Origin of the sequence: Pedobacter jeongneungensis (genome assembly GCF_039538295.1) — a bacterium.
Lineage (GTDB): Bacteria > Bacteroidota > Bacteroidia > Sphingobacteriales > Sphingobacteriaceae > Pedobacter > Pedobacter jeongneungensis.
On the sequence record NZ_BAABBY010000001.1, the window covers coordinates 1 to 24474 of the forward strand.

Annotated in this window: 15 protein-coding genes and 2 rRNA genes; 12 read left to right on the forward strand and 5 right to left on the reverse strand. The window is 40.6% G+C overall.

The annotated features are described in order from the left end of the window. The 3 genes from ABD769_RS00005 to ABD769_RS00015 form a co-directional block, all read left to right on the forward strand. A 23S ribosomal RNA gene (locus ABD769_RS00005) occupies positions 1-125 on the forward strand; the annotation flags it as partial. 139 nt (positions 126-264) lie between these two features. Then, a 5S ribosomal RNA gene (rrf, locus tag ABD769_RS00010) occupies positions 265-376 on the forward strand. Between the two features lie 1025 nt (positions 377-1401). Beyond that, positions 1402-3168 carry a S8 family peptidase gene (locus ABD769_RS00015; protein WP_425568843.1) on the forward strand — a complete coding sequence of 589 codons (1767 nt, stop codon included), beginning with the start codon at positions 1402-1404 and terminating at the stop codon, positions 3166-3168. Between the two features lie 167 nt (positions 3169-3335). Here ABD769_RS00015 and ABD769_RS00020 read toward each other — a convergent pair whose 3' ends face one another. The 4 genes from ABD769_RS00020 to ABD769_RS00035 form a co-directional block, all read right to left on the reverse strand. Beyond that, positions 3336-4115, reverse strand: coding sequence for a polysaccharide deacetylase family protein (locus ABD769_RS00020; protein ID WP_344848009.1), 780 nt, complete (start codon positions 4113-4115; stop codon positions 3336-3338). Beyond that, positions 4116-5048: a glycosyltransferase family 2 protein gene (locus ABD769_RS00025; RefSeq protein WP_344848012.1), complete on the reverse strand. Its 933-nt coding sequence runs from the start codon at positions 5046-5048 to the stop codon at positions 4116-4118. It lies immediately after the preceding gene. Next, the gene (locus tag ABD769_RS00030) at positions 5048-6229 is read right to left on the reverse strand and encodes a glycosyltransferase family 87 protein (RefSeq protein ID WP_344848015.1); all 1182 of its coding nucleotides are present in this window, start codon (positions 6227-6229) and stop codon (positions 5048-5050) included. Before ABD769_RS00030 ends, ABD769_RS00025 begins: the two co-directional genes overlap by 1 nt. Positions 6230-6335: 106 nt before the next feature. Next, positions 6336-7622 carry a hypothetical protein gene (locus tag ABD769_RS00035; protein ID WP_344848018.1) on the reverse strand — a complete coding sequence of 429 codons (1287 nt, stop codon included), beginning with the start codon at positions 7620-7622 and terminating at the stop codon, positions 6336-6338. A 175-nt stretch (positions 7623-7797) separates the two neighbouring features. On the opposite strand from ABD769_RS00035, the gene ABD769_RS00040 reads away from it, so the two are divergent. The 4 genes from ABD769_RS00040 to ABD769_RS00055 all read left to right on the forward strand — a co-directional run bounded on the left by ABD769_RS00040 (position 7798) and on the right by ABD769_RS00055 (position 16476). Next, a complete protein-coding gene (locus ABD769_RS00040) occupies positions 7798-10872 on the forward strand; it encodes a SusC/RagA family TonB-linked outer membrane protein (RefSeq protein ID WP_344848020.1) in 3075 nt (1024 codons plus the stop codon). A gap of 19 nt (positions 10873-10891) precedes the next feature. Next, positions 10892-12589, forward strand: coding sequence for a RagB/SusD family nutrient uptake outer membrane protein (locus tag ABD769_RS00045; protein WP_344848023.1), 1698 nt, complete (start codon positions 10892-10894; stop codon positions 12587-12589). A 44-nt stretch (positions 12590-12633) separates the two neighbouring features. Then, positions 12634-15036: a hypothetical protein gene (locus ABD769_RS00050; protein WP_344848026.1), complete on the forward strand. Its 2403-nt coding sequence runs from the start codon at positions 12634-12636 to the stop codon at positions 15034-15036. A 471-nt stretch (positions 15037-15507) separates the two neighbouring features. Beyond that, positions 15508-16476 (forward strand): phosphatidylinositol-specific phospholipase C, encoded by a 969-nt coding sequence (locus tag ABD769_RS00055; RefSeq protein WP_344848029.1) that lies wholly within the window; start codon positions 15508-15510, stop codon positions 16474-16476. Positions 16477-16580: 104 nt separating this feature from the next. Here ABD769_RS00055 and ABD769_RS00060 read toward each other — a convergent pair whose 3' ends face one another. Next, entirely contained in the window at positions 16581-17210 is a 630-nt protein-coding gene (locus ABD769_RS00060; protein ID WP_344848030.1) for a Crp/Fnr family transcriptional regulator, read from the reverse strand. A gap of 353 nt (positions 17211-17563) precedes the next feature. Between ABD769_RS00060 and ABD769_RS00065 the strand changes: the two genes are divergently transcribed. From ABD769_RS00065 to kdpB, 5 genes are all read left to right on the forward strand, one after another. Then, positions 17564-18169 (forward strand): N-acetyltransferase, encoded by a 606-nt coding sequence (locus tag ABD769_RS00065; protein ID WP_344848033.1) that lies wholly within the window; start codon positions 17564-17566, stop codon positions 18167-18169. 19 nt (positions 18170-18188) lie between these two features. Next, entirely contained in the window at positions 18189-19289 is a 1101-nt protein-coding gene (locus ABD769_RS00070; protein ID WP_344848036.1) for a M20/M25/M40 family metallo-hydrolase, read from the forward strand. Positions 19290-20321: 1032 nt separating this feature from the next. Next, positions 20322-20399 (forward strand): potassium-transporting ATPase subunit F, encoded by a 78-nt coding sequence (locus ABD769_RS00075; protein WP_082035969.1) that lies wholly within the window; start codon positions 20322-20324, stop codon positions 20397-20399. A 38-nt stretch (positions 20400-20437) separates the two neighbouring features. Then, a complete protein-coding gene (gene kdpA / locus ABD769_RS00080) occupies positions 20438-22150 on the forward strand; it encodes a potassium-transporting ATPase subunit KdpA (RefSeq protein ID WP_344848039.1) in 1713 nt (570 codons plus the stop codon). A gap of 222 nt (positions 22151-22372) precedes the next feature. Next, positions 22373-24400 carry a potassium-transporting ATPase subunit KdpB gene (kdpB, locus tag ABD769_RS00085; protein WP_344848042.1) on the forward strand — a complete coding sequence of 676 codons (2028 nt, stop codon included), beginning with the start codon at positions 22373-22375 and terminating at the stop codon, positions 24398-24400. Positions 24401-24474: the final 74 nt, after the last annotated feature.

The following is a 24474-nucleotide window of genomic DNA, read 5'->3' on the forward strand; positions in this document are numbered from 1 at the left end:
GCGAAACTAGCCACGAGATGAGAATTCCATATAGGACCGTAGCAGACTACTACGTTGATAGGCTACAGATGTAAAGCTGGTGACAGCACAGTCGAGTAGTACTAATCATCCGAAGCTTTCAAAGCAACAACATTCGTTGTTTGTTCTTCTAACATAACTTCTTTCAATAATATGTCATTTAAGCAAAAAGGGTAAAGACCAGAGACCAAAGACGTATTTCGCTTTAGTCTTTAAGCTTTCATCTTTAGTCTTAATTAAAAATATTTAGGTGCCTATATCGGTGGTGTCCACCTCTTCCCATTCCGAACAGAGAAGTTAAGCCCACCAGAGCCGATGGTACTGCGGTAACACGTGGGAGAGTAGGTCGGTGCCAAATCTTAAAAGAAACCCTTTAACAGAAACGTTAAAGGGTTTTCTTCTTTTACAGCGGGTTTGTAATAGACTTCTCACCATTAAGGAGTTGAGAGAAGTTAAGTCCACCAGGGCCGATGGTACTGTCCCGGAACTCCGGGATGGGAGCCCCCGGTCGGTGCCAAATCTTAAAGAAACTCTTTAACAGAAACGTTAAAGGGTTTTCTTCGTTTACAGGGGTTTGTAATTGACTTCTCACCATTAAAGAGTTGAGAGAAGTTAAGCCCACCAGGGCCGATGGTACTGTCCCGGAACTCCGGGATGGGAGCCCCCGGTCGGTGCCAAATCTTAAAAGAAACCCTTTAACAGAAACGTTAAAGGGTTTTCTTCGTTTACAGAGGTTTGTAATTGACTTCTCATCATTAAGGAGATGAGAGAAGTTAAGGGTTGTTCCCGCAGATAGCGCTGATCGCCGCAAGGGCCTTCCATCATCCATTTTACATCTTCCAATTAAATAATTAAGATAAGTTAAGCTCCCTTTTTTTTAATGGCCTTAACTTATTAATGATAAAAGGAACCTAAAGTATTTCTCACCATTAATGAGTTAAGATAAGTTAAGGGTTGTTCTTGCAGATAGCACTGATAGCCGCAGAGGCCGTTCCGTCATCCATCTTCCATTTTACATCTTCCATCATACCTCTATCCATGGTTAAATAGCCCTGATGGGAGCGGTATCCCTTTTGGGCAAAGATGATTGCTTATGTTAAAATGATTTCCCAAAAGGATTAAGCTTACAGCAGGACGGAACCCAACCTAAATGCACAGAAACCTGCGCTCCAAAAAAATATACTAAATTCAGTTATATCAATATTTAGCGTATAATGCTGATATGTTCTCACGGATTAAGCAGATCGCTTTCGAAAACTTTGCGCCTTACATCATCCATTTTCCATCTTACATCATCTCATCCCCCTTGTTAAAAAATGTAAAATCTTACGTCCTCAAGGTAATAAAACCGTATTATTGTAGCATTACGTACATAATGCTATGATGAACGCTAACCTGAAGAAATTAACTTTCCTTGTTTTTATTTTCTGCATAAGCCTGAGTGCTTTTGCCCAGAATAAAAATGTACAACTCCCCGCCAATTGGTTTAATTTAGATTTAACGGAAAACGGATATTTTGGTATCAGTACCGAAAAGGCTTATCGTGAGCTGTTAAAAGAAAAAAAGCCTAAACAGAACATTATTTTAGCTGTAATTGATGGGGGAGTAGATACCACTCATCCCGATTTACAACGTATTTTATGGACGAATAAAAAGGAAATACCTGGTAACGGAATTGATGATGATGGCAATGGTTATATAGATGATATACACGGATGGAATTTTATTGGATCTAAAAAGGGAAATCTGGAATTTGATAATTTAGAACTGGTGAGGTTATTAAGGATTTACAGGCCAAAATACCAGTCTACTACTAATTTAACCCCTTTAGATAGTACGCAAAAAGAAGAATTTAGGTTGTACAAAAAAATGGTGGGCGATTTTGGTAAGAAATACGAAGATGCCAGCAATACATTTGCTTTCCTCATTGCCATTAATAAAGTTTTAGATTCTGTAGCCAAAATTAATAAAAAGGAAATGCCAACGCTTGAGGACATTGACCGCTACAAGGCTGATGATGATACGGAAGAGCAGGTGAAAACCATTATCAGAAAAGGTTCTAAAGAGGATGGTGGTTTTGATAAATTTTACAAAAGTATAAAAGAAGGGTACAAGCAATATGATGCCATGCTGAAATATAACCTGAATCCTAAATATGATATGCGGGCCGAATTGGTAGGGGATGATTACAGCAATTCTTACCAGAAATATTATGGAAATAACGATGTGAAAGGACCGGATGCTTTCCATGGTACACATGTATCGGGCATTATCGGTGCCGACCGTACAAATTCAATTGGTATATCAGGCGTAGCCAATAACGTCAGTATCATGGCCGTCAGGGTTGTGCCTACCGGTGATGAGCGCGACAAAGATGTAGCCAATGGGATCCGTTACGCGGTTGATAATGGTGCAAAGGTAATTAACATGAGTTTTGGTAAGAGCTATAAATGGGATAAGAAAGCTGTAGATTCTGCAGTTAAATACGCTGAGAGCAAAGGTGTATTATTGATACATGCAGCTGGAAATGATAACCAGAACAATGATCTGGAAGAAAATTACCCGAACAAGTTTTTTGATAGCAAAGAAGCTGAAGTTTATAAAGAAGCCAACAAAAAGCCAGCGAAACCCGATTTTACTCCACCCCGCCCAATGGGACAGAATAACGGAATGGGAATGCGGCCTCCTTTCGAACGATCAACATTGGTTAAACCCATCGTAATAGATTCGGCAAAATTTGCCCTTCCGCATGCCAGCAATTGGATCGAGGTGGGCGCAAGTGCATACAAAGATGATGATAACCTGAAAGCTGATTTCTCTAATTATGGCAAATATAGCGTTGATGTTTTTGCGCCTGGATTTTTAATTAAATCGACAGTGCCCGATAATAAATATGAAGAAGCGGATGGAACAAGTATGTCCTCGCCTGTTGTTGCTGGTTTGGCCGGTTTAATTTTAAGCTATTATCCACAGTTAAAACCTGCTCAGGTAAGGGAAATTATTATGAAATCAGTTTCGAAAGTAGCCCACAAAGTGAAGTACAAAAATGAAAAAGGTGAAAATGTTCGGGTACTTTTTAGCGAAATATGTGTGAGCGGAGGCATTGTTAACGCTTATAATGCACTAAAATTAGCAGAGACGTATAAATAAAGTAGATTTTTAGTTTTTTGGAGCGCAGGGCCATTACAGCTATTTAGGTTTGTTCCCGTGCTCCTCTGTATCCCTTTGCTGCGCTTTCGGGGATGCCGCTTCGCCCGGGGCTAAATGCTCCTGTAACTGCCCCGAATACCAAACGTTCAAATATTTTTCTTAAAAAACTACCGGGGCAGATTTTTAATAAACTCCTGAAAAGTTCCGAAGGGATAGTTTTTCGCTTTCATCCACGAAATAAGTGCTTTCATACGTTCGATCATTTTTAATCCTGTATTTTTCCTCACATAACCCGGGAAACCAAAACGTTCAAAATCGTTCAGATCAGTAAATTCCCAGGGGTGGAAATAAATATTCAGGTATTTATCCTTTTTGTAGGTCCAGCTGGCCAGTGTTTTGTAAATGCTGAGTGGTAAGTTATGAAATGACAACCAAAATAAAGGAAACCTCACAAGCGGACTTACCGATGCCGGAATCTGCAATACGTTCTCTTTAACAAAATGCGTTCTCGAAATATTAAAATTATTGTACCTTCCGGGCAAATAGGTGGGGTTTATCGAAGTGTTATAGGTGTAGCCTGCTTTTTCTATTTCTTTTTCATCAACAGGCATCATCCTCGCCATGCGGTAACCTGTAATTTCTTTCCCGGAAAGTTCTTCGAGTTTAAGTTTGGATTGAAGCAGGTGTTCGGGTTTAAAATCTGAATGATAATAACCGTGAGAAGCCAGTTCATGTCCTGTTTCTGTAATCCGTTTAATCAGGTCGGGGATATTTTCGGCAAAAGTAACGGTGCAAAAAAAAGTGGCTTTTACTTTATATTGATCCAGAATGTCTAAAATAGCCACGGTACCCGCCCTCGAAATGGCGATCTGATCTTCAAATGAAATATCTTTTCCATATTCAAAGGGCATATCAAATTCTTCGATATCAAAACTTAACAGTACCATTTATTTTTGCTGAATATTAGTTGAACGGATAATATAATTGGGACGGTTTTTAGACTGCATGAACATTTTACCAACGTAAATCCCAATTATGCCCAAAATAATAAGCTGCAGTCCGCCAAAAAAGACAATGGTCATAATTACCGATGCCCAGCCAGAAACTTCTACGTGGTTTACAAAAGCATAAATAATGTAAGGGATATACAGGACTGATGCGAATGAAAGAATAAAGCCCAGATAAACAGCAGAATACAGTGGTTTTATACTAAACGAAGTTACACCATGTAAGGCTAACCTTAACATTTTTTTAATGGTGTATTTGCTTTGTCCCGAGAAACGTGCAGCAGGATTATACCTGATGGCAAACTGTTTAAAGCCCAGCCATTTTACCAGCCCGCGTAAAAAAGGCTCATTTTCGTGGAAATTCCTGAAAACACTCACCACTTTTTGATCAAGCAAACGAAAATCAGCTGCGCCAGGTTCTAAATCAATATCAGATAACCAGTTTAAGGTTTTATAAAACAGGTTTGAGGAGCTTCTCTTGCCTTTTGACAGGTTTTTATCTTCTTCCCTTATGGTATAAACCACTTCAAATCCTTCCTGCCATTTCTGTAGCATTTCAGGAATCAGTTCTGGCGGATGTTGCATATCGCAATCCATAGAAATTACACAATCGCCAAAAGCATGATCCATACCGGCTTTTACCGCCAGTTGGTGACCGAAATTTTTCGAAAATTCCAGAAAGAAAATATTATCAGCCGTTGCCGCATAATCCTTAATTTTTTCGAGGGTATAATCGGCGCTTCCATCATCCACCAGGATAATTTCGTAACGGTAATCGATCAACGAAAAAACATTTTTAATACTTTCGGCAATTACGAAAATATTATCGGCTTCATTGTAGGCAGGGATTACTATAGAAACTAATTTATTCATTAATCGGCAATCTGATAAGATTTAAAATCTTCTTTCATCATTTGGTATATTATGGTTAGCCAAATAATTACGCAAGGTAGGGCTTTAAGCGAATATAGACGAATAAATTCTTTAACAGCCCGGGGAAAAATATCGGTTGGTGATAAGCTAGTTAATACAAAAGCAAAAATAAATAAGGCAATTATCCATCCTTTTTTGGGGTTTTGCTGCACCATAAACCAAACGGCTACACCTACAAAAGCAATAATATAAGTTGGCGATTCTGACCCGCTGCTAAATATCACGGTAAAAATCAATGTCGAGGCCAGTAGCATTAACCTAAAACCCAAATATTTGTATTGGTTAATGCGGGTATATGGCAAACCAAACAAGATTAAACCGCCCAATAAAAACGGCATGTTCGGAATGTTGATATTACCTGTTGCCCTTCTAACGATGCCCATTAAAGAAATATCCTGAAAAGAAGTTAGAGAGGCATTCAGCTCATTTTTATGTGCCAAAGAATGGTACCAATCGCTGTATGATTGTATGACAAATGCCGGTGATGATATCATCATGGGCACAGCAAACAACAAAGCAAATGCAATAAAACAGCCTAAAATGAATTTTAACTTGTTTTTGGTGAAAAAGAAAAAGGCTAATCCAACTATCCCGTAAAGTTTTACCAATGTACCAAATGCAATAAAAAAGGCAGATTGTATTTCCTTTTTTTTGATCAGGTAAGAAAAACTGAGTAATATAATTCCGGTTAAGGCAATGTTGAACTGAAAACTAAAAAGTGCCGTTAATGCCTCATGCGCGGAGATCCAGGCGATAATTGTCCTTTTTTTAAGCGATATAGGTAAGCTGTATATGCCCCAAAGCAATATACATACATTGGCAATGTTCCATAATATACAGCCTAAACCGTCGGGTAACAGGGCAAATGGTGCAATAAAAACCGAAAATACTGGTCCGTAATGGTTACTGTCTAAATATTCGGGATAATTGCTGTATAAATTCTGGAGATCTGCGGTATGCCAGTACACATATTTAAAGATCAGGTAATTATTGTACGAATGATGGTGATATTGCTTAAAACCGGCAACAACAGCCAGCAGGAGATAAATAGCAATAACACATTCCTTTTTTAAAAGAAATGTGAATACTTTGTTTAAACCGGCGTTTTTCGAAATGTTCATTATGATTAGTGCCGCTAATATAACTATTTTAACAGCTTGCTTAATGATCTATTCCTTTTTGGGATTTGTTTTTCGTAGAGATGATGAAAATTTGAATAAGAGAGGATTAAAACTTCTCGCCGGTTGTTAAATCAGCAAGGCTGAAGTTTTTAAAAGAACCTATACCTGCAAAAACAACTTTGAAACCCATTAACTTTCCAATTGGGGTACGATATTTGGTTTTAAAGATTTCCCTGCCGTTTATAAACAGGATTACCTGTTGTTTTTCTACCCTCAGTTTAACCTGGCCACCATTGGTGAGGTCATGTCCAAATTCTCTCAAATCATCTTTTTGACCTGTTTTTTTAACTTCCGAAAACTTGTATGAACCCCAAACCGTACACTCAGGTTTGATGATACTCAGAAAATGTTTATCGCGTTCTCCATAGAAAACCAGATCTACCTGAGAGCAACGCACCCCTGGTCTTTCTGCAGAAGTAGTAATACCGGCATTGAACTCGAAATTATCGGCACTGATTTGTGTGGGTTTAACATTAGCGAACGACACAAAAAATGTTTTACTCGTATCAACACCTGCATCCAGCGCATCTCTGCTGGTTACGTGATAATCATGCATTGTAGAAAGCCTTTTTAATATCGGATAAACCCTCGTCGAATCATTTTGCATGGTTGCAATAATATCCCAACCTTTGCTTTGCAGGTACACATAAGCTGTATCTATAATGGTATTTTTATGGTATAATAAAGGGAAATACCTTCCCGGAGTTTCGTAATAATGATTTGCCGTACTGTCGCTAAAATTCGATTGCTTTAACCTGCCGTCTCCAAAATCTATCACAAAATTGCTTAATTCATCAGATAGTTTTCCTTTTACACCAAGCTTAAAAATAGCGGAGTGCGGGCTTTTCCCTTCCGGATTTAAACAGACCAGCTTTACATTGCGAACTTCATCATTTTTAAAAAAATAGTAAACACCGGTAGATACGGCTATGATAAAAAAAGCAAATATGAAATAAAGGGTATAATTAGGCTTTGGTTTTACAGGTATTGATGGTGCAGCATGAACTGTACTGTTTTCCCTTTCGGTTACCGGGTGTAAAAGTTCAAATTCGTACCAGTCCCTAAAACCGATAAATTGTGCAAGGGCATCTCTCGTTGCTTTTTGCGGGTAATAACGTGTAGGTTTTTTCAGTTTTCCGAAAATACGTTTTAATGTATTTTCACTTAAATGCACTTTGGTTTTCCGGTGCAGTAAACCACTGAGTTTAATGTAATCGCTATTCTTCCATTCCGAAATGCTTTTTTCACCGATCTGAAGTGCTACTTTTTTACAACAGATATCCAGCTGTTTAAAAAAAACAGAATTTTCAGCCTGTACAAATTCACTATTCATTCGGTCTAAGTGGGTGATTATTAGTTTGTTGTCTTATCAATAATATTGATAAACATTTGTATAAATGGTTATCGTTTTGGGACTTGAATCATTGCCTAAGTTTATCATAGCAAATGAAGGTAAAAAGTTTCTTCGCTGCAAAACAAACTATTTTTTATAAAACTAACCAAATTTAATGAAAAGAAAACTACTCTTAATGGTGTTCTTCTTGTGCAGTTGTTATGCACTAAAGGCACAAACCAGATCGGTTACCGGGAAGGTGATTGATGCAGGTACCAAAGAAAGCCTGATTGGTGTTACCATTAGTATTCCTGGTACAAAAACGGGTACTACAACCGATGCCAGCGGTCTCTTTAGTTTAAATGTTCCAACCGGTACGGATAAACTTTTGGTTACATATATCGGTTATCAGGAACAAATGGTTTCGATAACCGGCACAAACCTGACCATTAGTTTGGCTGCCGATACCAAAAATCTTAACGATGTAGTAGTGGTGGGTTACGGTACCCAGAAAAAGAAAGATTTAACGGGCGCAATTTCTACCATCAGTGCCGAGGATATTACGGGAAGGCAAACCGCTCAGATTTCAGAGTCCTTACAGGGTGCTGTTCCGGGTGTATCGGTAACGCGAAGTAGTGCGGCACCAGGTGCGGGGGCAACAGTGCAGATCAGGGGCGTAACCACCTTAAACTCAAATGCACCTTTGGTAGTGGTTGATGGGATACCTGTAAGCAGTATGGATCTGGTGAACCCAAATGATGTAGAATCGTTCAGTGTGTTAAAAGACGCTTCTTCCGCATCCATTTACGGGTCAAGAGGTGCCGCTGGTGTAATTTTGATTACCACCAAGCGCGGCAAGAACGGAGCTTCAAACCTTGATTATAATTTTGAGTACGCCCTGCAAAAACCTACAGCTTTACCTACCTATGTAAACTCGCCTACCTACATGCGGTATTTTAACGAGCAGGCCACTAACGATGGGTCGGCAACCGGACCCTACGCAAATGACTACATTGTAAACTTTGATGCGCGCAGGGCCGCAACGCCAGATCTGTTCCCTTTTGGAAATACCGATTGGCAAAGCCTGATTTTAACCAGAGATTACGCCCCAAGGCAGGAGCATAACCTGAGTTTTACTTCGGGTACCGAAAAGTTAAAAACCAAAGCTTCTTTCGGTTACCAGGATATTGGCGCTTTTTACAATAACTACAATTACGAACGTTACCAGTTTAGGGTAAATAACGATATTAAACTCAGTGATAAATTCAATGCTAATGTCGATTTATCGTTCAGGCGTTTAAATAACCTTTCGCCGGTAAATAACCCATTTAGCGGGCAGAGCCCGATTTACGAAGCGAGGTTAATGCCGCCTATTTATGGTGCTACTTATACCAATGGGGCTTATGCCATTGCAAAAGACGGGCGAAACCCGCTGGCCCAGTTAAATGAAGGTGGAACCACAACAGGGGCTTCTAACCAGTTACAAGGCCGGCTGGCTTTAAATTTTAAACCCATTAAAGATTTAACCTTAACGGCGCAGGTTGCACCTACCTTCGATTTTGACAAGAGTAAGGCTTTTTCGAAAAAAATTACCTACACCAATGCTGATGGTACATCAAGTGCTGCTACCAATACTGCTTTAACCACTTTAAGGGAATCACGTAACGAAACTTACCAGTTAAACAGTCAGTTTTTAGCTAATTACACCAAAAGTTTTAACAATAAGCACAATTTTAGTGCGCTGGCAGGTTTCGAGAGCATTTACTTTAATTACGAAACATTGGGTGCAGGCCGCGACGGATTTGCATTAACGGATTATCCCTATTTAAGTGTGGGCTCACAGCTTTTGAGGGATAATTCAAGCGATGCTGGGCAAGAAAGCCTTCAATCATTTTTCGGCAGGTTAACCTACGATTTTATGGGTAAATATTATATTCAGGCCAATTTAAGGTACGATCAGTCCTCACGTTTTGCTCCCGGATTCCGTGGTGCATCTTACCCTTCTTTTTCGGCCGGATGGAGCATTTCGGAAGAAAACTTTATGAAAAATGTAAAGTGGGTAAGCTTTCTAAAATTAAGGGCTTCTTATGGTGGGGTGGGCAATCAGCGCATTACCAATCCGTATCAAAACAATGCACAAAATTATTATCCTTCTCAGGCATCTATCGATCTGTCCAATACCGCACTGTTTTATCAGAACGGCGTATTGGTGCCCTTAACAACTGCGGCCCAAACCATTTATGCCATCAGGGATATCAGATGGGAAACCACAAAATCATCCGATATCGGTATCGATGCCGCTTTCTTAAATAACCGCTTAAGTATTACTGCAGATTATTATAAAAAGAGTACCAAAGATATATTGCTTTCTCTGGATATCCCCTATAATCTGGGTTACGACAGGCCGACTCAAAATGCAGGAATTTTAGATGTATATGGATGGGAACTTGGTTTAAACTGGAAAGATAAAATTGGCGATTTTACTTATAGCGCAGGTTTTAACATTGCCGATGCCAAAAGCAAGATCAAAAATATGAATGGTACCCGCCAGGAAATCAACAGTCAGCAGGTAAATATGGAAGGCAGCCAGTTTAACGAATGGTATGGCTATTTATCTACAGGAATTTACCAAAATGTAGCCGCTGCAAACGGGGCCGCTAAAACCAGCTCGGCCATTACCGCTGGCGATATCGGTTATGTTGACCTCGATCATAATGGGATTATCAACGCTGATGATCGTGTTCTGCTAGGTGGTTCTCTGCCACGGTACCAATATGGAGGCAATATCAATATCGGTTATAAGGGATTCGATTTTAGTATGGCCTTTCAGGGTGTGGGCAAAAGGTTAAGCAGATTGAATAATGATGTGGTAAGGCCTTTCCAGGAGCAGTTCGGTAATTTTCCGACCTTGCTCGATGGCAATTTCTGGAGTAAAACAAATGGCGCAGAACAAAATCTTGCAGCGCAGTATCCAAGGTTATCAAACACCAGCAGCACAAACAATTATGCCAGTTCTGATTTCTGGTTGATAGACGGATCATATTTCAGGTTAAAGAATGCCACGCTGGGTTACACCTTTAGTAAACAGGCGTTATTAAAAAAAATCGGCCTGCAGTCTATCCGGATTTATGTTGCCGCAAATGATTTCCTCACCAGCAGTAAATTTCCGAAATATGCCGATCCCGAATCTGGAAATGCCAGTTATCCCATCGTTACCACCTTTTTGGGCGGAGTTGCAGTTAAGTTTTAACGGTTCAAAATATTATAAAATGAAAAAGTTATTCATCATCATATCTATCCTGGCTTTCTGCGGATTTTCTTGTAAAAAGTTTGATTTAAACCCCTTATCAAGTCCCGGTTCTGATAATTTTTATTCAAACCAGAACGAACTGGAGCTCGCTGTAAACGATTTGTACCGTTTGGATTTCTGGACGCCGGTTAAAGAAAGCACTGGCGCCTGGGAAGAATTCTTTTCCGATAATTGTTTTTACCGCGGTGGCTCAGGCGGTAATCCGGTAATTGCCGGCAGTTTATCCTCAACAGATGGTAATGTGCAAACCTTTTATCAAAATTGTTATAAGGCAATTGCCCGCGCCAATACTTTTTTAGAAAGTAAAGACCGTGCCGCATCCAATACACCATTAGCCGTTATAACCAGGCTTGAAGCCGAAATGCGTTTAATAAGGGCTTACCAATACACCAAATTGATTACCCATTTTGGGGATGTGCCGCTCATTTTAAAAACGCAGACCATAGAAGAAGCGAGCAATGTTGGTAAAACAACAAAAGCAGATATTTACAGCTTTATAAAGACAGAATATGATTTTGCTGCTCAAAACCTGCCACAAAGTTATGGCGCAGCAGTTAAAAGATTAACCAAAGGTGCCGCCCTGGCTTTAAAAGCGAGAACAGCCTTATACATGGGCGATTGGGAAACGGCAAGAACAGCTTCTTTAGCGGTAATGGAATTAAACGGTGCAGGCGCTTATTCTTTAAATACTTCTTACGCTGCATTATTTCAAAGGGCTGGGGAACAAAGTGCCGAAATTATTTTAAGCATCCCGCGCGATCAGACCCAAAAGGTATCAAGTGTACCCGATGATATTTTAACCCGTAATGCAGGTGGATTTGCCGCTACCATGCCAACCCGCGAACTGGTTGATGCTTACGAATGTACCGATGGTAAACCAATTGATGAATCTCCCTTGTACAATCCATTAAAACCATTTGATAACCGCGATCCACGTTTGGCAGCCACAGTGGTGCCTTTTAATACCTATTGGCTGGGCTATAATTTTAATCCGCATCCGGATTCAACACAGGTTTGGAGCAATAAGTTAGGGCGGAAAGTAACCAATAACGATACCCGGGCAGTTGCACCTTTTGCCACCTTTACCGGTTTTGTTTGGCGCAAAGGTGTAGAGCAGAGCTGGTCGGATACCCATAATGAAGATAATGATGCCATTATTATCCGTTTTGCAGAAGTGTTGATCACTTATGCCGAAGCTAAAGTAGAATTAGGACAGGCAGATGCAACTGTTTTAGATGCCCTGAATAAGGTAAGGGCGAGGGCTTATGGTGTTGCGTCAACTCAAACCGGATCCTATCCTGCAGTTACCACGCTTGATTTAACCGAACTCAAAAAAGTAGTAAGGAGAGAAAGAAGAATAGAATTTGCATTTGAAGGTTTACGTTACATGGACCTCATCAGGTGGAAGCTTGCCGAAAAAGCACTTACTAAACCCGTTATTGGCTTACCCGATCCTGCTAACCATAACAGGGCGAAATGGCCTTTCCCGGGTGTTACACCAATCGATGATGATGGAATTGCCGATTATTCAGGTTTTGGTGCTGATGTAAAAATTCTGTTTACCCGGAGTTTCGATAAAAACAAACAGTATTTATGGCCAATACCCGCCGTTGAAGTAAGATTAAATCCAAAATTGACACAAAACCCGAATTATTAAATACAACAGCCGGAACAATACTTCCGGCTGTTTAAAACATACACATGAAAACAAACCTTATATTAAAACTTAGTGCCTTAATAAGCGCTGCCGTTTTTACCGTTCAATTAACCGCTGCCCAAACAAAACCCTTACAGGTAAGTGGTGTTTATCCGCATCTGGCCACATTTAACGAAAGCTGGGATAAGCAAAACTGGCAAATAAAAGGAGCTACGAAAAGCTATGGCGATGGTGGCGAAAATGGTATAGGTGCCATTACGCCCTGGGCAGGCAAACTTTGGATGGTTACCTATTCACCTCACATGCCTAAAGGAAGCTCAGACAAGTTATATAGTATCGATAACAACCTTAACGTTACCATACATCCCAAAAGCATTGGAGGCACCCCGGCTAACCGGATGATCCATAAAGAATCCAATCAGTTAATTACCAGCAATTATTTTATAGATGACAAAGGTAATATCAGGGTAATCCCGTTTTCGGTGATGCCCGGCCGGATGACTTCAACCACGCGCCACCTTACCGATCCGGCCAACATGGTTTATTTTTACGACATGGAAGGGATGCTTTACGAAGTTAATGTGCATACACTTGCCGTAAAAAAACTATTTAATAAACCTGTGCCTGGTTGGCATGGCAAAGGCGCTTATACAGCACAAAAACAATTGGTAGTGGCCAATAATGGTGAAGAAGCTGTTTTTAAACTCACAAAAGACATGCTCGAAGCAGGCGATTTACCAAAAAATGATGAAGAAAAAGGTGTTTTGGCCAGCTGGGATGGAAAAACATGGAAAATAATTGAACGCCGACAGTTTACCGATGTAACCGGACCAGGTGGTATTTATGGTTCTCCAAATGATAAATCGCCGCTTTGGAGCATTGGATGGGATAAACGTTCGGTGATGTTGAAATTACTGGATGGTGGAAAATGGTACACCTATCGTTTACCCAAAGCAGCCCATACCTACGATCACAGTGGTGGTTGGTACACCGAATGGCCACGTATCCGCGAGGTTGGCAACGGCAAAATGCTGATGGACATGCATGGCATGATGTACGATTTTCCAAAAACTTTTTCGAGGAACAACAGTGGGGGGATTGCCCCGGTAAATAGCCATTTACGCTACATTCCTGATTTTTGCAGCTGGAACAACCAGATCGTAATTTCGACTGATGAAACCACCGTTTTGGAAAACCCGATGGCTGGCAGGGCGCAATCTAACCTATGGTTCGGGCAATGGAACGATTTAAAAGACTGGGGCGGTGCAACCGGTTGGGGCGGCGTTTGGGATAATGATGAAGTTAAATCTAATATCCCTTCAGATGCCTTTTTGGTCAATGGTTTTGATAAAAAGGTTTTACACCTTGCTCAGCAATCGGCAGAAGCTGTGCGTTTTACCATTCAGACAGACAAAAACGGGAATAATATATGGGAAAACTACAAAACAATAACTGTTGCGGCCAATAAATATAAGTATTTTGTATTTCCGGCTGATTTTAAGGCAACCTGGGTACGGATCATAACAGATAAGAACTGTATAGCCTCAGCATTTTTTCATTTTACCGGAAAGATGCATAAAAACGAAGATCCGATGTTTAACGCACTGGCCGGGATTACTGAGAAAGTTAAAGTGAACAATAATTTAATCCGTCCTTCAAATTACAATAAAAACCTTCAGGTTTTAAATACAACAAACAGCAAAAAACAATATCAGGAAGTTGACGAGAAATTATCGTTTTTAAATCCTGCTGCCGATAGTACCGCACAAATGGAAAAGCTTTTGGCCATAACTAAAAATTATAGTGTTGATGATGCTTCCGTTATTATAAAAGATAAAACCGGCACTTTCCGTTTGCCAAAAGGATCAGCTGAATACGAACTTTTTCCTTACCGCGATAAAAGAGAGGTAGAATCCGAACGTTTTATGATGAACATCCAGGGTACTTTTTACGAAGTTGGCCGCGAATCCGGATTCAGTGCCATCAGGCCAGTTGCCACCCACAATAAAAAGATTACGGATTTTTGCACCTGGCGGGGATTATTAGTGATGAGCGGTACCAGGCAGGGCGCAAATCCAGATGGACACTATTTTGGTAACCAGGCCAACGGATTGTGGTATGGCGGTATTGATGACCTGTGGAAAATGGGTAAACCAGTGGGAGAGGGTGCCGTATGGAAAAATACAGCTGTAAAAGCGAACGAACCATCATTACCATACATTATGACGGGCTACGACCAGAAAAAGGTAAGCCTGACAGCTGATAAAGATGCAGAAATCACCCTGGAGATTGATTTCGACCTATCGGGTTTTCACCCTTATAAAACATTTTCTATCAAAGCAGGAGAAACCATAAATTATACATTCCCCGATGGTTTTAGTGCACACTGGGTGAGGGCTGTTGCCAATAAAAACTGCCAATCAACCGTAATGTTTACCTATTTCTAGAAAATCCGACAAATTAATTATGATTTACAGCGCTGGTTATTAGTTTTTTAGCTGTTCATAGTTTTGGATAGGCTTTGGATATGTTTGAATCATCACATCACCTCTGTTAATTACTATAATTGTAATGTAATGAGGTATTAGGGATATCTGATGTACAATGTCTAGGGACAACAAACGCGATCGATGCAGGGGCTTACGCCCTTGCATTTGATTTCAACACTTTTCCATTTCAACTGAATTTAATCGGAAATTAAAAGGTTGCCCTATATCAAACCGTAAATATTTGGTTAGTATTTACAAGGTTTAGTTGATTAATATAAGGCCATGGTGTAATAACACTGTGGCCTTTTCTTTTTATGCCACTCAAATTAAACAATCATTATAAAATTGTTAAGTGTATCGATTTAGTAAAACCTTTTACTAACTTTAAGACACTGAACCAAATAGATCATCAATCTTCCTTAAAAAACTATGAAGAAACTTCAACTGCCACTTTTCGTGGCCCTGGTGCTCACCTTTAGCGCCTGTAAAAAAGAACAAGAACAGACTGAAAAATTTTCGGGACCAAAACTGAAAGAAAATGTTAATCCAAGTGCAGCATTATTAAGTTTTTCACTCAATAACTGGATGAGTGTACTTGCCGATCAGAACAGCATTGCTACTATTTCTATCCCAGGTACGCACGATTCTGGTGCTATGATAGAACCCGTTGCCGGTACGGCTAAATGCCAGAACCTGAGCATTGCCGATCAGTTAAATGCAGGTGTGCGCTACCTTGATATCCGTTGCAGGCACATCGACAATGGTTTTGCCATTCACCACGGGGCCATTTACCAGAACCTTAATTTTAATGATGTGCTGAATGCCTGTATCAATTTTTTAAACAGTCACCCAACAGAAGCCATTATTATGAGTGTGAAAGAAGAGCATACCCCATCGAACAATACCCGTTCCTTTGAGCAAACTTTCGACTCTTATGTACAGCAAAATCCAGGCAAATGGGATTTAGGGAATAATATCCCAACCCTGGGCAGTATCCGCGGAAAAATCAGGTTGTTAAGAAGGTTTGGGGCATCGTCATCAAAAGGGATCGATGCTACTGCCTGGGCCGATAACACCACGTTCGATATCAACAATGCTGCTGCTAATTTAAAAATACAGGATTTTTACAATGTTAACGATGTAAATACGAAATGGACCAGAATAGAAACCTTGTTGAACGAAGCAAAAAATGATACTTCGAATAAACTTTACCTTAATTATGCAAGCGGATACAAAGCGGGTATATTCAGTATCCCTAGCATTACTACAGTTTCAAATGCTGTCAATCCAAAAATCACTACCTTTTTTACCAATAATACGCATGGTAAATTCGGTATTATCCCGCTTGATTTTGTTGATTCGGGCCGGAGCCAATTAATTGTAAACACAAATTTCTAAACCTAAACCACTTGATTTATTGGTTCAGGTAAATGGCGGTACATCCAAATGGGGTGTGCCGTCTTTTCAGGCTAAATTAGAATGTATTTATTGTTTCAGGTCGTTTATACCTCCACAGGCTCTTTGTCCGCTTTATTCAATTCTTTACTTCTGATCCTGCTTAAGGTTTCTAATCTCATGCCTAAATAGCTGGCCAGATAGCGTAGAGGTATTTTGTTCAGGTCTATTTTTTTGCTTTCTTCCAGTTTCTGATACCTCCGCAGTGCATTTGGAATCCGTGCCAGGATCGATCTTTCGGATGCCGCGTAATAATGTAAGGCTAAAAGTTTTCTGCCAACAATATTTGCTTCCTCAAAATTGGCATAAGCATATTCGATCAGCGTATAAGGCACGCGGATCAGTTCACAATCTTCTAATGCCTGCAAATATTCAACAGAGTGGTTGGGCTGAAGATCGGGATGGCGGATAGCCCCGACAATGTTGTTTCCAAAACAGAACCAGGTGGTGATATCTTTATCGCTGTCTTTTATAAATCCCCGCACAATGCCGCTAACAACGAAATAAAGTGCCGCATTACTATCAACAGGAGAAACAATGTGTTTATTTTTTCTAACGGTTAAAAGTGTACACTGCTTTGCATAAAGCGCAACAAGAACGGGAGAAATTGGATGATATTGCTCCATATACTGGATGAGTGGCTTAACAAAAGAGCTGCTGTCGGGATTAGGCGTCATATCATAAAATTTAGGTTAAAAGGGATCTACATAAGATATAATGTACTAAAAAATTTTGAATACTCAGGTATATATCTGCTTTACAATTACTAAGCCTGGCCAGGTTATTCCTGTTAGGTTTAAACTAACATACGATAAATATGAAGAGAAAGTTTTCTGCTTATTTATAACAAAATCCTATCGTGCTTTTTCAAAATGGAATTAAGCCTTTCATTTTGGTAGGGTAAGGAAAGCTTGACCATATTTTTTAAATAAAAATAAGGACCCCTGAAGTATTTTAACAGCGATTGTGGCAAGGGTAATGATTTGCGGTATTCGATTTGTAATAGGCGCGGCATGAAATTTTAATCATCATGGATAACCAGATCATTTTTGTACGTATCGCCAATCATAACGATGCACCTTACGCAGAAGAAATTATAACAGAAACAGAACAATCGGCCATAGCACGTGGCTCAGGAATCGCCAAAAGAACCGCAGCATCAGTAATTGAAAAAATGACAGCTGGCAAGGCGGTAATCGCCCTAACCAATACCGGAGAATGGGTAGGGTTTTCTTACCTCGAAACCTGGGAAGGAGGCCGTTTTGTTTCCAATTCGGGATTAATTGTTGCCCCAAAATTCAGGAATTCGGGGGTGGCGAAAGCAATCAAAGACAGGATTTTTAAAATGTCGAGAAGGTTGTACCCCAATTCAAAAATCTTTAGCATTACCTCTGGTCCCGCCATTATGCGGATGAATGCTAAACTTGGTTTTCTACCGGTAAGTTTTGCCGAAATTACCCACGACGAGCATTTCTGGGAAGGTTGCAAAAGCTGTGTAAACTATGATATTCTGGAACGCAAGAAAAAATGCAACTGCCTGTGTACCGCGATGCTTTTTGATCCTGAATATTTTATCGATGCCCAGCCTGTGGTGTACCAGCAGGCAGAAATTTATCAGGAAGTTGCTCATTCTTAATTACCTAACCACATCAGTCATGAATACCATTAGTAAAATACACCTTACCGAAGGCCCTGATCTTAACCATTTATACCAGGAATCGGTCGAACTTCTTTCTACATTAATTACCATCCCATCATTCAGTGGCGAAGAAAACCTCACAGCCGATCATATCGAATCTTTTTTAAATCAGCACGGCATTAATACTTTTAGGAAACATAATAATGTTTGGTGCTACAATAAATACATGGATGCGGCAAAACCCACTATCCTTTTAAACTCTCACCACGATACGGTGAGACCCAACGGACAATATACCCGCGATCCTTTTAGTCCGGTTATAGAAAGCGAAAAATTATATGGTTTGGGCAGCAATGATGCCGGAGGGCCATTAGTATCATTAATAGCCACTTTTTTATATTTCTTTGAGCGGAAAGACCTGCCTTTTAACCTTTGTTTAGCTGCTACAGCCGAAGAAGAAACTTCAGGCGAACTGGGTATCCGCGACATTCTGGGTGATGTTAAAGAAATTGCCTTTGCCATTGTTGGCGAACCAACCTGCATGCAGATGGCCATTGCCGAAAAAGGTTCGATGGTGATTGATTGTGTTGCTAAAGGTCGATCAGGTCATGCAGCGAGGGAAGAGGGAGATAATGCCATTTATCATGCTTTAAAAGATATTGAATGGTTTAAAAGTTACCTGTTCCCGATTATGGATAATCAGCCGCAGCCCGTAAAAATGACGGTGACTGAAATTAAAGCGGGCATTCAGCATAATATCGTACCCGGCGAATGCAGTTTTACTGTTGATATCCGGTTCGACCATAATTATACTGAAAGGGAAATTGTAAATACCATCATTAACCATACTTCATGCAATTTTACGCTGCGGCCAAATGTTTTAAAACCATCTTATATCGATATTCTTCATCCTTTGGTTGTGGCAGGAATTGGTCTGGGCAGGCAAACATACCTTTCGCCAACAAGTTCAGATCAGGGCTGGCTGGATATGCCATCCATTAAAATGGGACCGGGTAATTCTGCCCGCTCGCACACGGCTGATGAGTTTATCGGTGTGGAAGAGATTGAAGAAGGGATTGATATTTATATTAGTTTGCTGGAATCGCTGTCATTCTGAACCTCTGCTAACCCTCGTTTATAACGAGTGTTGTAATAGGATATCGTTTGCAACGATAAAATCGTATGACTATTTATGCACTCGTTTGGAAACGAGCGCAAGCATGAAAGACTCTGAAACAAGTTCAGGGTGACGGCCCTCTGAAAGCCTCGTCATTGCTGAGAAGGCTTTTTCAGCCGACGAAGTAATGACGACCATATTAAAGGGGCTGTCAATAGTAGTGTAATAAAGGATCTCTAGCCGATGAAACACAGAACCCAAATTACACCGTGTTCAAAGCAGTAGGTTTATTTAAGCCATTGCTCATACAAAACAGATTCTTTACTGCGTTCAGAATGACAGTTACCTGGTCTTAGCGTCTCGCTAAGACTAAGTTTTTTTGCCACGGAAACTCAGAAACACAGAATTAAATGGTAGTTCTCACCCGGAATTCTTAATCGCGGTTGTCATTCTGAACGCAGTGAAGAATCCCTAACCGATGAAACACAGAACCCAGATTGGGAGCTAATTTTACATAAAAGCCCCTGAAAAAAGTTCAGGGTGACGACTTAATAAAATGAGCGTCATCTCGACTGTATCGCAGTGAAGCAGAGAGATCTATCTCGAGACAGATTTAGCATCGCTGAACACTTCGTGGTTCTTGGCTTCGTTGCACTCCACTCAAAATGACGGAATGAAGTGAGGTTACGCTAAGGCCAGAGGAGAGATTTAACCCTGCATGAAAGACGCTGGAACAAGTTCAGGGTGACGACTCTCTGAAAGCCTCCCAGCAATGGCGGGTAATTCCCACAATGAAAAAAACCTTTCCAAAATGGAAGGGTTTTTTTGTGCCCAAATTTTAATAATAAAAAATATTTATATGTAATTAATTGTAAATCAGTTTTTTATACTGTTTTTGCCTTTTGTGGTACGGGAGTTGGCTAATGGCATTCAAAATCATTAGAATCATGACAACACTTATTGTTTTAATCCTCGTTTTGCTCTGCTGGGCTACTTACAAATCAATCGACTGGTTCGAAAAAATCTAACATTATGATCGCATTATTCATTATCGCCATCGCCGTATTTATCTACATGATTTACGTGCTGATCAAACCCGAAAAATTTTAATCTTTCTCCTCAGTGGAGAGCAATTAACAAATCAAAAAATGAACACTGAATTAACAGGCATTATTGCCACCTTCCTGCTTACCCTGGTTATCGCAATACTATTGGGTAAATACCTGGCCAAGGTTTTTGCAGGAGAAAAAGTCTGGACAGATTTTTTAAAACCATTGGAAACTGGTATTTATAAGCTTTCCGGCATTAACGTAAAAGAACAGATGAACTGGAAGCAGCAGATGAAAGCCCTGCTTACCATTAATATATTGTGGTTGTTTTACGGCTTTTTCGTACTCATCTTTCAGGATAAACTTCCCTTCAATCCGGATGGAAACCCAGGGATGACCCCCGATCTGGCTTTTAACACCATCATCAGCTTTGTTGCCAACTGTAACCTGCAGCATTATTCGGGCGAGAGTGGCGTAAGTTACCTCACCCAGCAATTTGTACTGATGTTTCTTCAGTTTGTAAGTGCGGCAACAGGTATAGCCGCTGCGGTGGTATTTTTTAAAGCTTTCAGAGATAAAACAACAACTCAACTGGGCAATTTCTGGGAATTTTTTGTAAAATCAATAACCCGTTTATTGTTGCCATTATCAATTGTTGTGGCCCTGATTTTAACTTTTAACGGTACGCCTGCAAGTTACGACGGGAAAGACAAATTTATTTCTTTACAGGGCGATACGGTAAATGTTTCGAGAGGACCTGCTGCACAAATGATCGCCATTAAACACTTAGGTACTAATGGAGGTGGATATTTCGGCGCCAACTCAGCACACCCACTCGAAAACCCAAGTTACCTGACCAACATGACCGAAATTATTGCACAAACCATTATTCCTTTGGCTATGGTGATTGCTTTCGGGTTTTTTATCCGCAGGAAAAAACTGGCCTGGACCATTTTCGGTGTAATGACGATCGGTTTCTTTATGTTACTCTTACCAACAATAAGTTCCGAATTAGGCGGTAACCCGGCTTTGGCAAAAATGGGTATCTCGCAAACCACGGGCGCAATGGAAGGTAAAGAAATGCGGATTGGTCCTGCAGCTACCGCATACTGGAGTACACTAACTACTGTAATTTCTACCGGATCGGTAAACGGAATGCACGACAGTACCATGCCTTTAACCGGTTTATGGCAATTGCTGGCCATGATGATCAACTCATTTTATGGGGGTTGTGGGGTAGGTTTATTAAACTACTTTATTTACCTGATTGTTGCTGTGTTTATTTCTGGCCTGATGGTGGGGAGAACGCCGGAGTTTCTCGGACATAAAGTAGAAGCAAGAGAGATTAAAATTGCCGCCATTATTACTTTGTTAAGTCCGTTTTTGATCCTTGCCGGAACAGCCATTGCGAGTTATATTTTTACCAGCCACGGCGATGCTGCATGGGCTGTTCAACCTAAAAACTGGCTCAATAATCCTGGTTTCCACGGATTTTCTGAAATGCTGTATGAAATCACTTCATCCAATGCCAACAACGGTTCGGGTTTTGAAGGATTGGGCGATAACAATATCTTCTGGAACTTATCAACCGGTATTGTGATTTTCCTTGGCCGTTTCCTACCGATTATCGGTCCGGTTGCCATCGCTGGTTTATTGGGTGCGAAAAAATTCATTCCTGAATCGGCTGGTACACTTAAAACAGATACCAAAACCTTTGCCCTGATGACTTTTGCGGTAATCCTGGTATTGAACGCATTATCTTATTTCCCTGCGTTGGCATTAGGTCCATTGGCAGAATACTTTACACACTAAAATGGAAAAGGTAAGATGGAGGATGGGAAATGGAAAGTTAACCATTAACTCCTTCATCATCCATTTTACATCTTCCATTATACAAAAATCAATATGGAAAAGGTAAGATGACATGGAAAACGTAAGATGGAGGATGGGAAATGGATAATTAACCATTAAGCCTTACATCATCCATTATACATCGTCCATTTTACATTAACCATCATACATAAAAATAAAAACATGAAACCCAATAATAAATTGTTCGAACCTGCCTTAGTGCAGACCGCGCTAAAACAATCTTTCATTAAGCTCGATCCAAGGGCGATGGTCCGCAACCCGGTAATGTTTACCGTAGAGATCGGAACCCTGGTGATGGCTTACGTTACCGTGTATTCTTTCAGCCATAGCGGACAGGGATCACCATTATATAATTTTTTCATCTTTTTGGTACTGTTGCTTACGGTATTGTTTGCAAACTTTGCCGAAGCCATTGCCGAAGCAAGGGGTAAAGCACAGGCCGATAGTTTACGTAAAACCAGAGAAGAGACACCGGCCAAAGTGCTTTTGGCAAACGGAACTATCGAGATCCGTTCTTCAAACCAGTTAAAAAAAGGAGATGTATTTATCTGCGAAGCCGGTGATACCATCCCTACTGATGGAGAAATTATTGAAGGGATTGCCACTATCGACGAATCGGCCATCACCGGCGAATCGGCTCCGGTAATCCGTGAATCGGGTGGTGATAAATCTTCGGTAACCGGTGGTACAAAAGTTTTATCTGATGAGATCAAAGTTCAGGTAAGTACTGCTCCCGGCGAAAGCTTTTTAGATAAAATGATTGCCCTGGTTGAAGGGGCTTCACGTCAGAAAACACCAAACGAAATTGCCTTAACCATTTTACTGGCTAGTTTTACACTGGTATTCATCATTGTATGCGTAACCTTAAAACCTTTTGCCGATTACGCTAATACACCAATTACCATTGCTGCGTTGATCTCACTTTTTGTGTGTTTAATCCCAACCACCATCGGCGGACTTTTATCGGCCATTGGTATCGCCGGAATGGACAGGGCATTAAGAGCCAATGTAATTACCAAATCGGGTAAAGCGGTAGAAACTGCCGGTGATATTGACGTGCTGCTTCTGGATAAAACCGGAACCATCACCATCGGTAACCGTAAAGCCACCAATTTTTATCCAACTGCCGGCATAAACATTAAAGCTTTTACCGATGCCTGCGTATTAAGCTCGTTGGCTGATGAAACCCCTGAGGGAAAATCGATCATCGAACTGGCTGCCGAGCAGGGTGTTAAATCTGCCGGAACGCCAGAGGGATCTGCATTTATCAAGTTTACTGCCGAAACCCGTTCGAGCGGACTTGATACTGCTGATGGCAGAAGGATCAGAAAAGGTGCTTTCGATTCGATCAGGAATATCGTGCAGAAAGCCGGAAATAATTTCCCTTCTGATATCGAAAACCACGTAAAAACCATCGCCACCAATGGCGGAACACCTTTAGTGGTATCTGAAAACGAAAAAGCGCTTGGCGTAATTGAGTTACAGGATATTATTAAACCGGGCATTAGCGAACGTTTCGAACGTTTGCGTAAAATGGGCGTAAAAACGGTGATGGTTACCGGCGATAACCCTTTAACCGCTAAATATATCGCAGAAAAAGCAGGGGTTGATGATTTTATCGCTGAGGCTAAACCCGAAGATAAAATGAACTATATCAAAGATGAGCAAGCACTTGGCAAGCTGGTGGCGATGATGGGCGATGGTACCAATGATGCCCCTGCTTTGGCACAAGCCGATGTTGGTGTAGCCATGAACAGTGGAACACAGGCCGCTAAAGAAGCAGGTAATATGGTGGATCTGGATAATGACCCGACCAAACTGATCGAGATAGTTGAAATTGGTAAACAATTGCTGATTACCCGCGGTACACTCACCACCTTCTCAATAGCAAATGATGTGGCCAAGTATTTTGCCATTGTACCGGCATTGTTTATTGCATCGATACCTGCTTTGCAAAGTCTGAACATTATGGGCTTGCACTCACCAGAATCGGCAATTATGTCGGCAGTGATTTTTAACGCCATCATTATCCCAATCCTGATCCCATTAGCCTTAAAAGGTGTGGCCTACAAACCCATCGGTGCAACCGCTTTATTACGCCGTAACCTGTTTATATACGGTATAGGCGGTGTGGTAGCTCCATTTATAGGTATAAAAATAATCGATTTATTGGTGGGGTTATTTGTGTAAAGAAAAATGTCATGCTGAGCGCAGCGAAGCATCTGCAGGCGATAAAGAACTATCTAAAATCCGGCACTGCCTGA

What these genes read in the sequence shown, in the direction of transcription:
- ABD769_RS00015 (WP_425568843.1), top strand. Translation starts at nt 1,402, where the DNA reads ATGAACGCTAACCTGAAGAAATTAACTTTCCTTGTTTTTATTTTCTGC.
- ABD769_RS00020 (WP_344848009.1), bottom strand. Translation starts at nt 4,115, where the DNA reads ATGGTACTGTTAAGTTTTGATATCGAAGAATTTGATATGCCCTTTGAA.
- ABD769_RS00025 (WP_344848012.1), bottom strand. Translation starts at nt 5,048, where the DNA reads ATGAATAAATTAGTTTCTATAGTAATCCCTGCCTACAATGAAGCCGAT.
- ABD769_RS00030 (WP_344848015.1), bottom strand. Translation starts at nt 6,229, where the DNA reads ATGAACATTTCGAAAAACGCCGGTTTAAACAAAGTATTCACATTTCTT.
- ABD769_RS00035 (WP_344848018.1), bottom strand. Translation starts at nt 7,622, where the DNA reads ATGAATAGTGAATTTGTACAGGCTGAAAATTCTGTTTTTTTTAAACAG.
- ABD769_RS00040 (WP_344848020.1), top strand. Translation starts at nt 7,798, where the DNA reads ATGAAAAGAAAACTACTCTTAATGGTGTTCTTCTTGTGCAGTTGTTAT.
- ABD769_RS00045 (WP_344848023.1), top strand. Translation starts at nt 10,892, where the DNA reads ATGAAAAAGTTATTCATCATCATATCTATCCTGGCTTTCTGCGGATTT.
- ABD769_RS00050 (WP_344848026.1), top strand. Translation starts at nt 12,634, where the DNA reads ATGAAAACAAACCTTATATTAAAACTTAGTGCCTTAATAAGCGCTGCC.
- ABD769_RS00055 (WP_344848029.1), top strand. Translation starts at nt 15,508, where the DNA reads ATGAAGAAACTTCAACTGCCACTTTTCGTGGCCCTGGTGCTCACCTTT.
- ABD769_RS00060 (WP_344848030.1), bottom strand. Translation starts at nt 17,210, where the DNA reads ATGACGCCTAATCCCGACAGCAGCTCTTTTGTTAAGCCACTCATCCAG.
- ABD769_RS00065 (WP_344848033.1), top strand. Translation starts at nt 17,564, where the DNA reads ATGGATAACCAGATCATTTTTGTACGTATCGCCAATCATAACGATGCA.
- ABD769_RS00070 (WP_344848036.1), top strand. Translation starts at nt 18,189, where the DNA reads ATGAATACCATTAGTAAAATACACCTTACCGAAGGCCCTGATCTTAAC.
- ABD769_RS00075 (WP_082035969.1), top strand. Translation starts at nt 20,322, where the DNA reads ATGATCGCATTATTCATTATCGCCATCGCCGTATTTATCTACATGATT.
- kdpA (WP_344848039.1), top strand. Translation starts at nt 20,438, where the DNA reads ATGAACACTGAATTAACAGGCATTATTGCCACCTTCCTGCTTACCCTG.
- kdpB (WP_344848042.1), top strand. Translation starts at nt 22,373, where the DNA reads ATGAAACCCAATAATAAATTGTTCGAACCTGCCTTAGTGCAGACCGCG.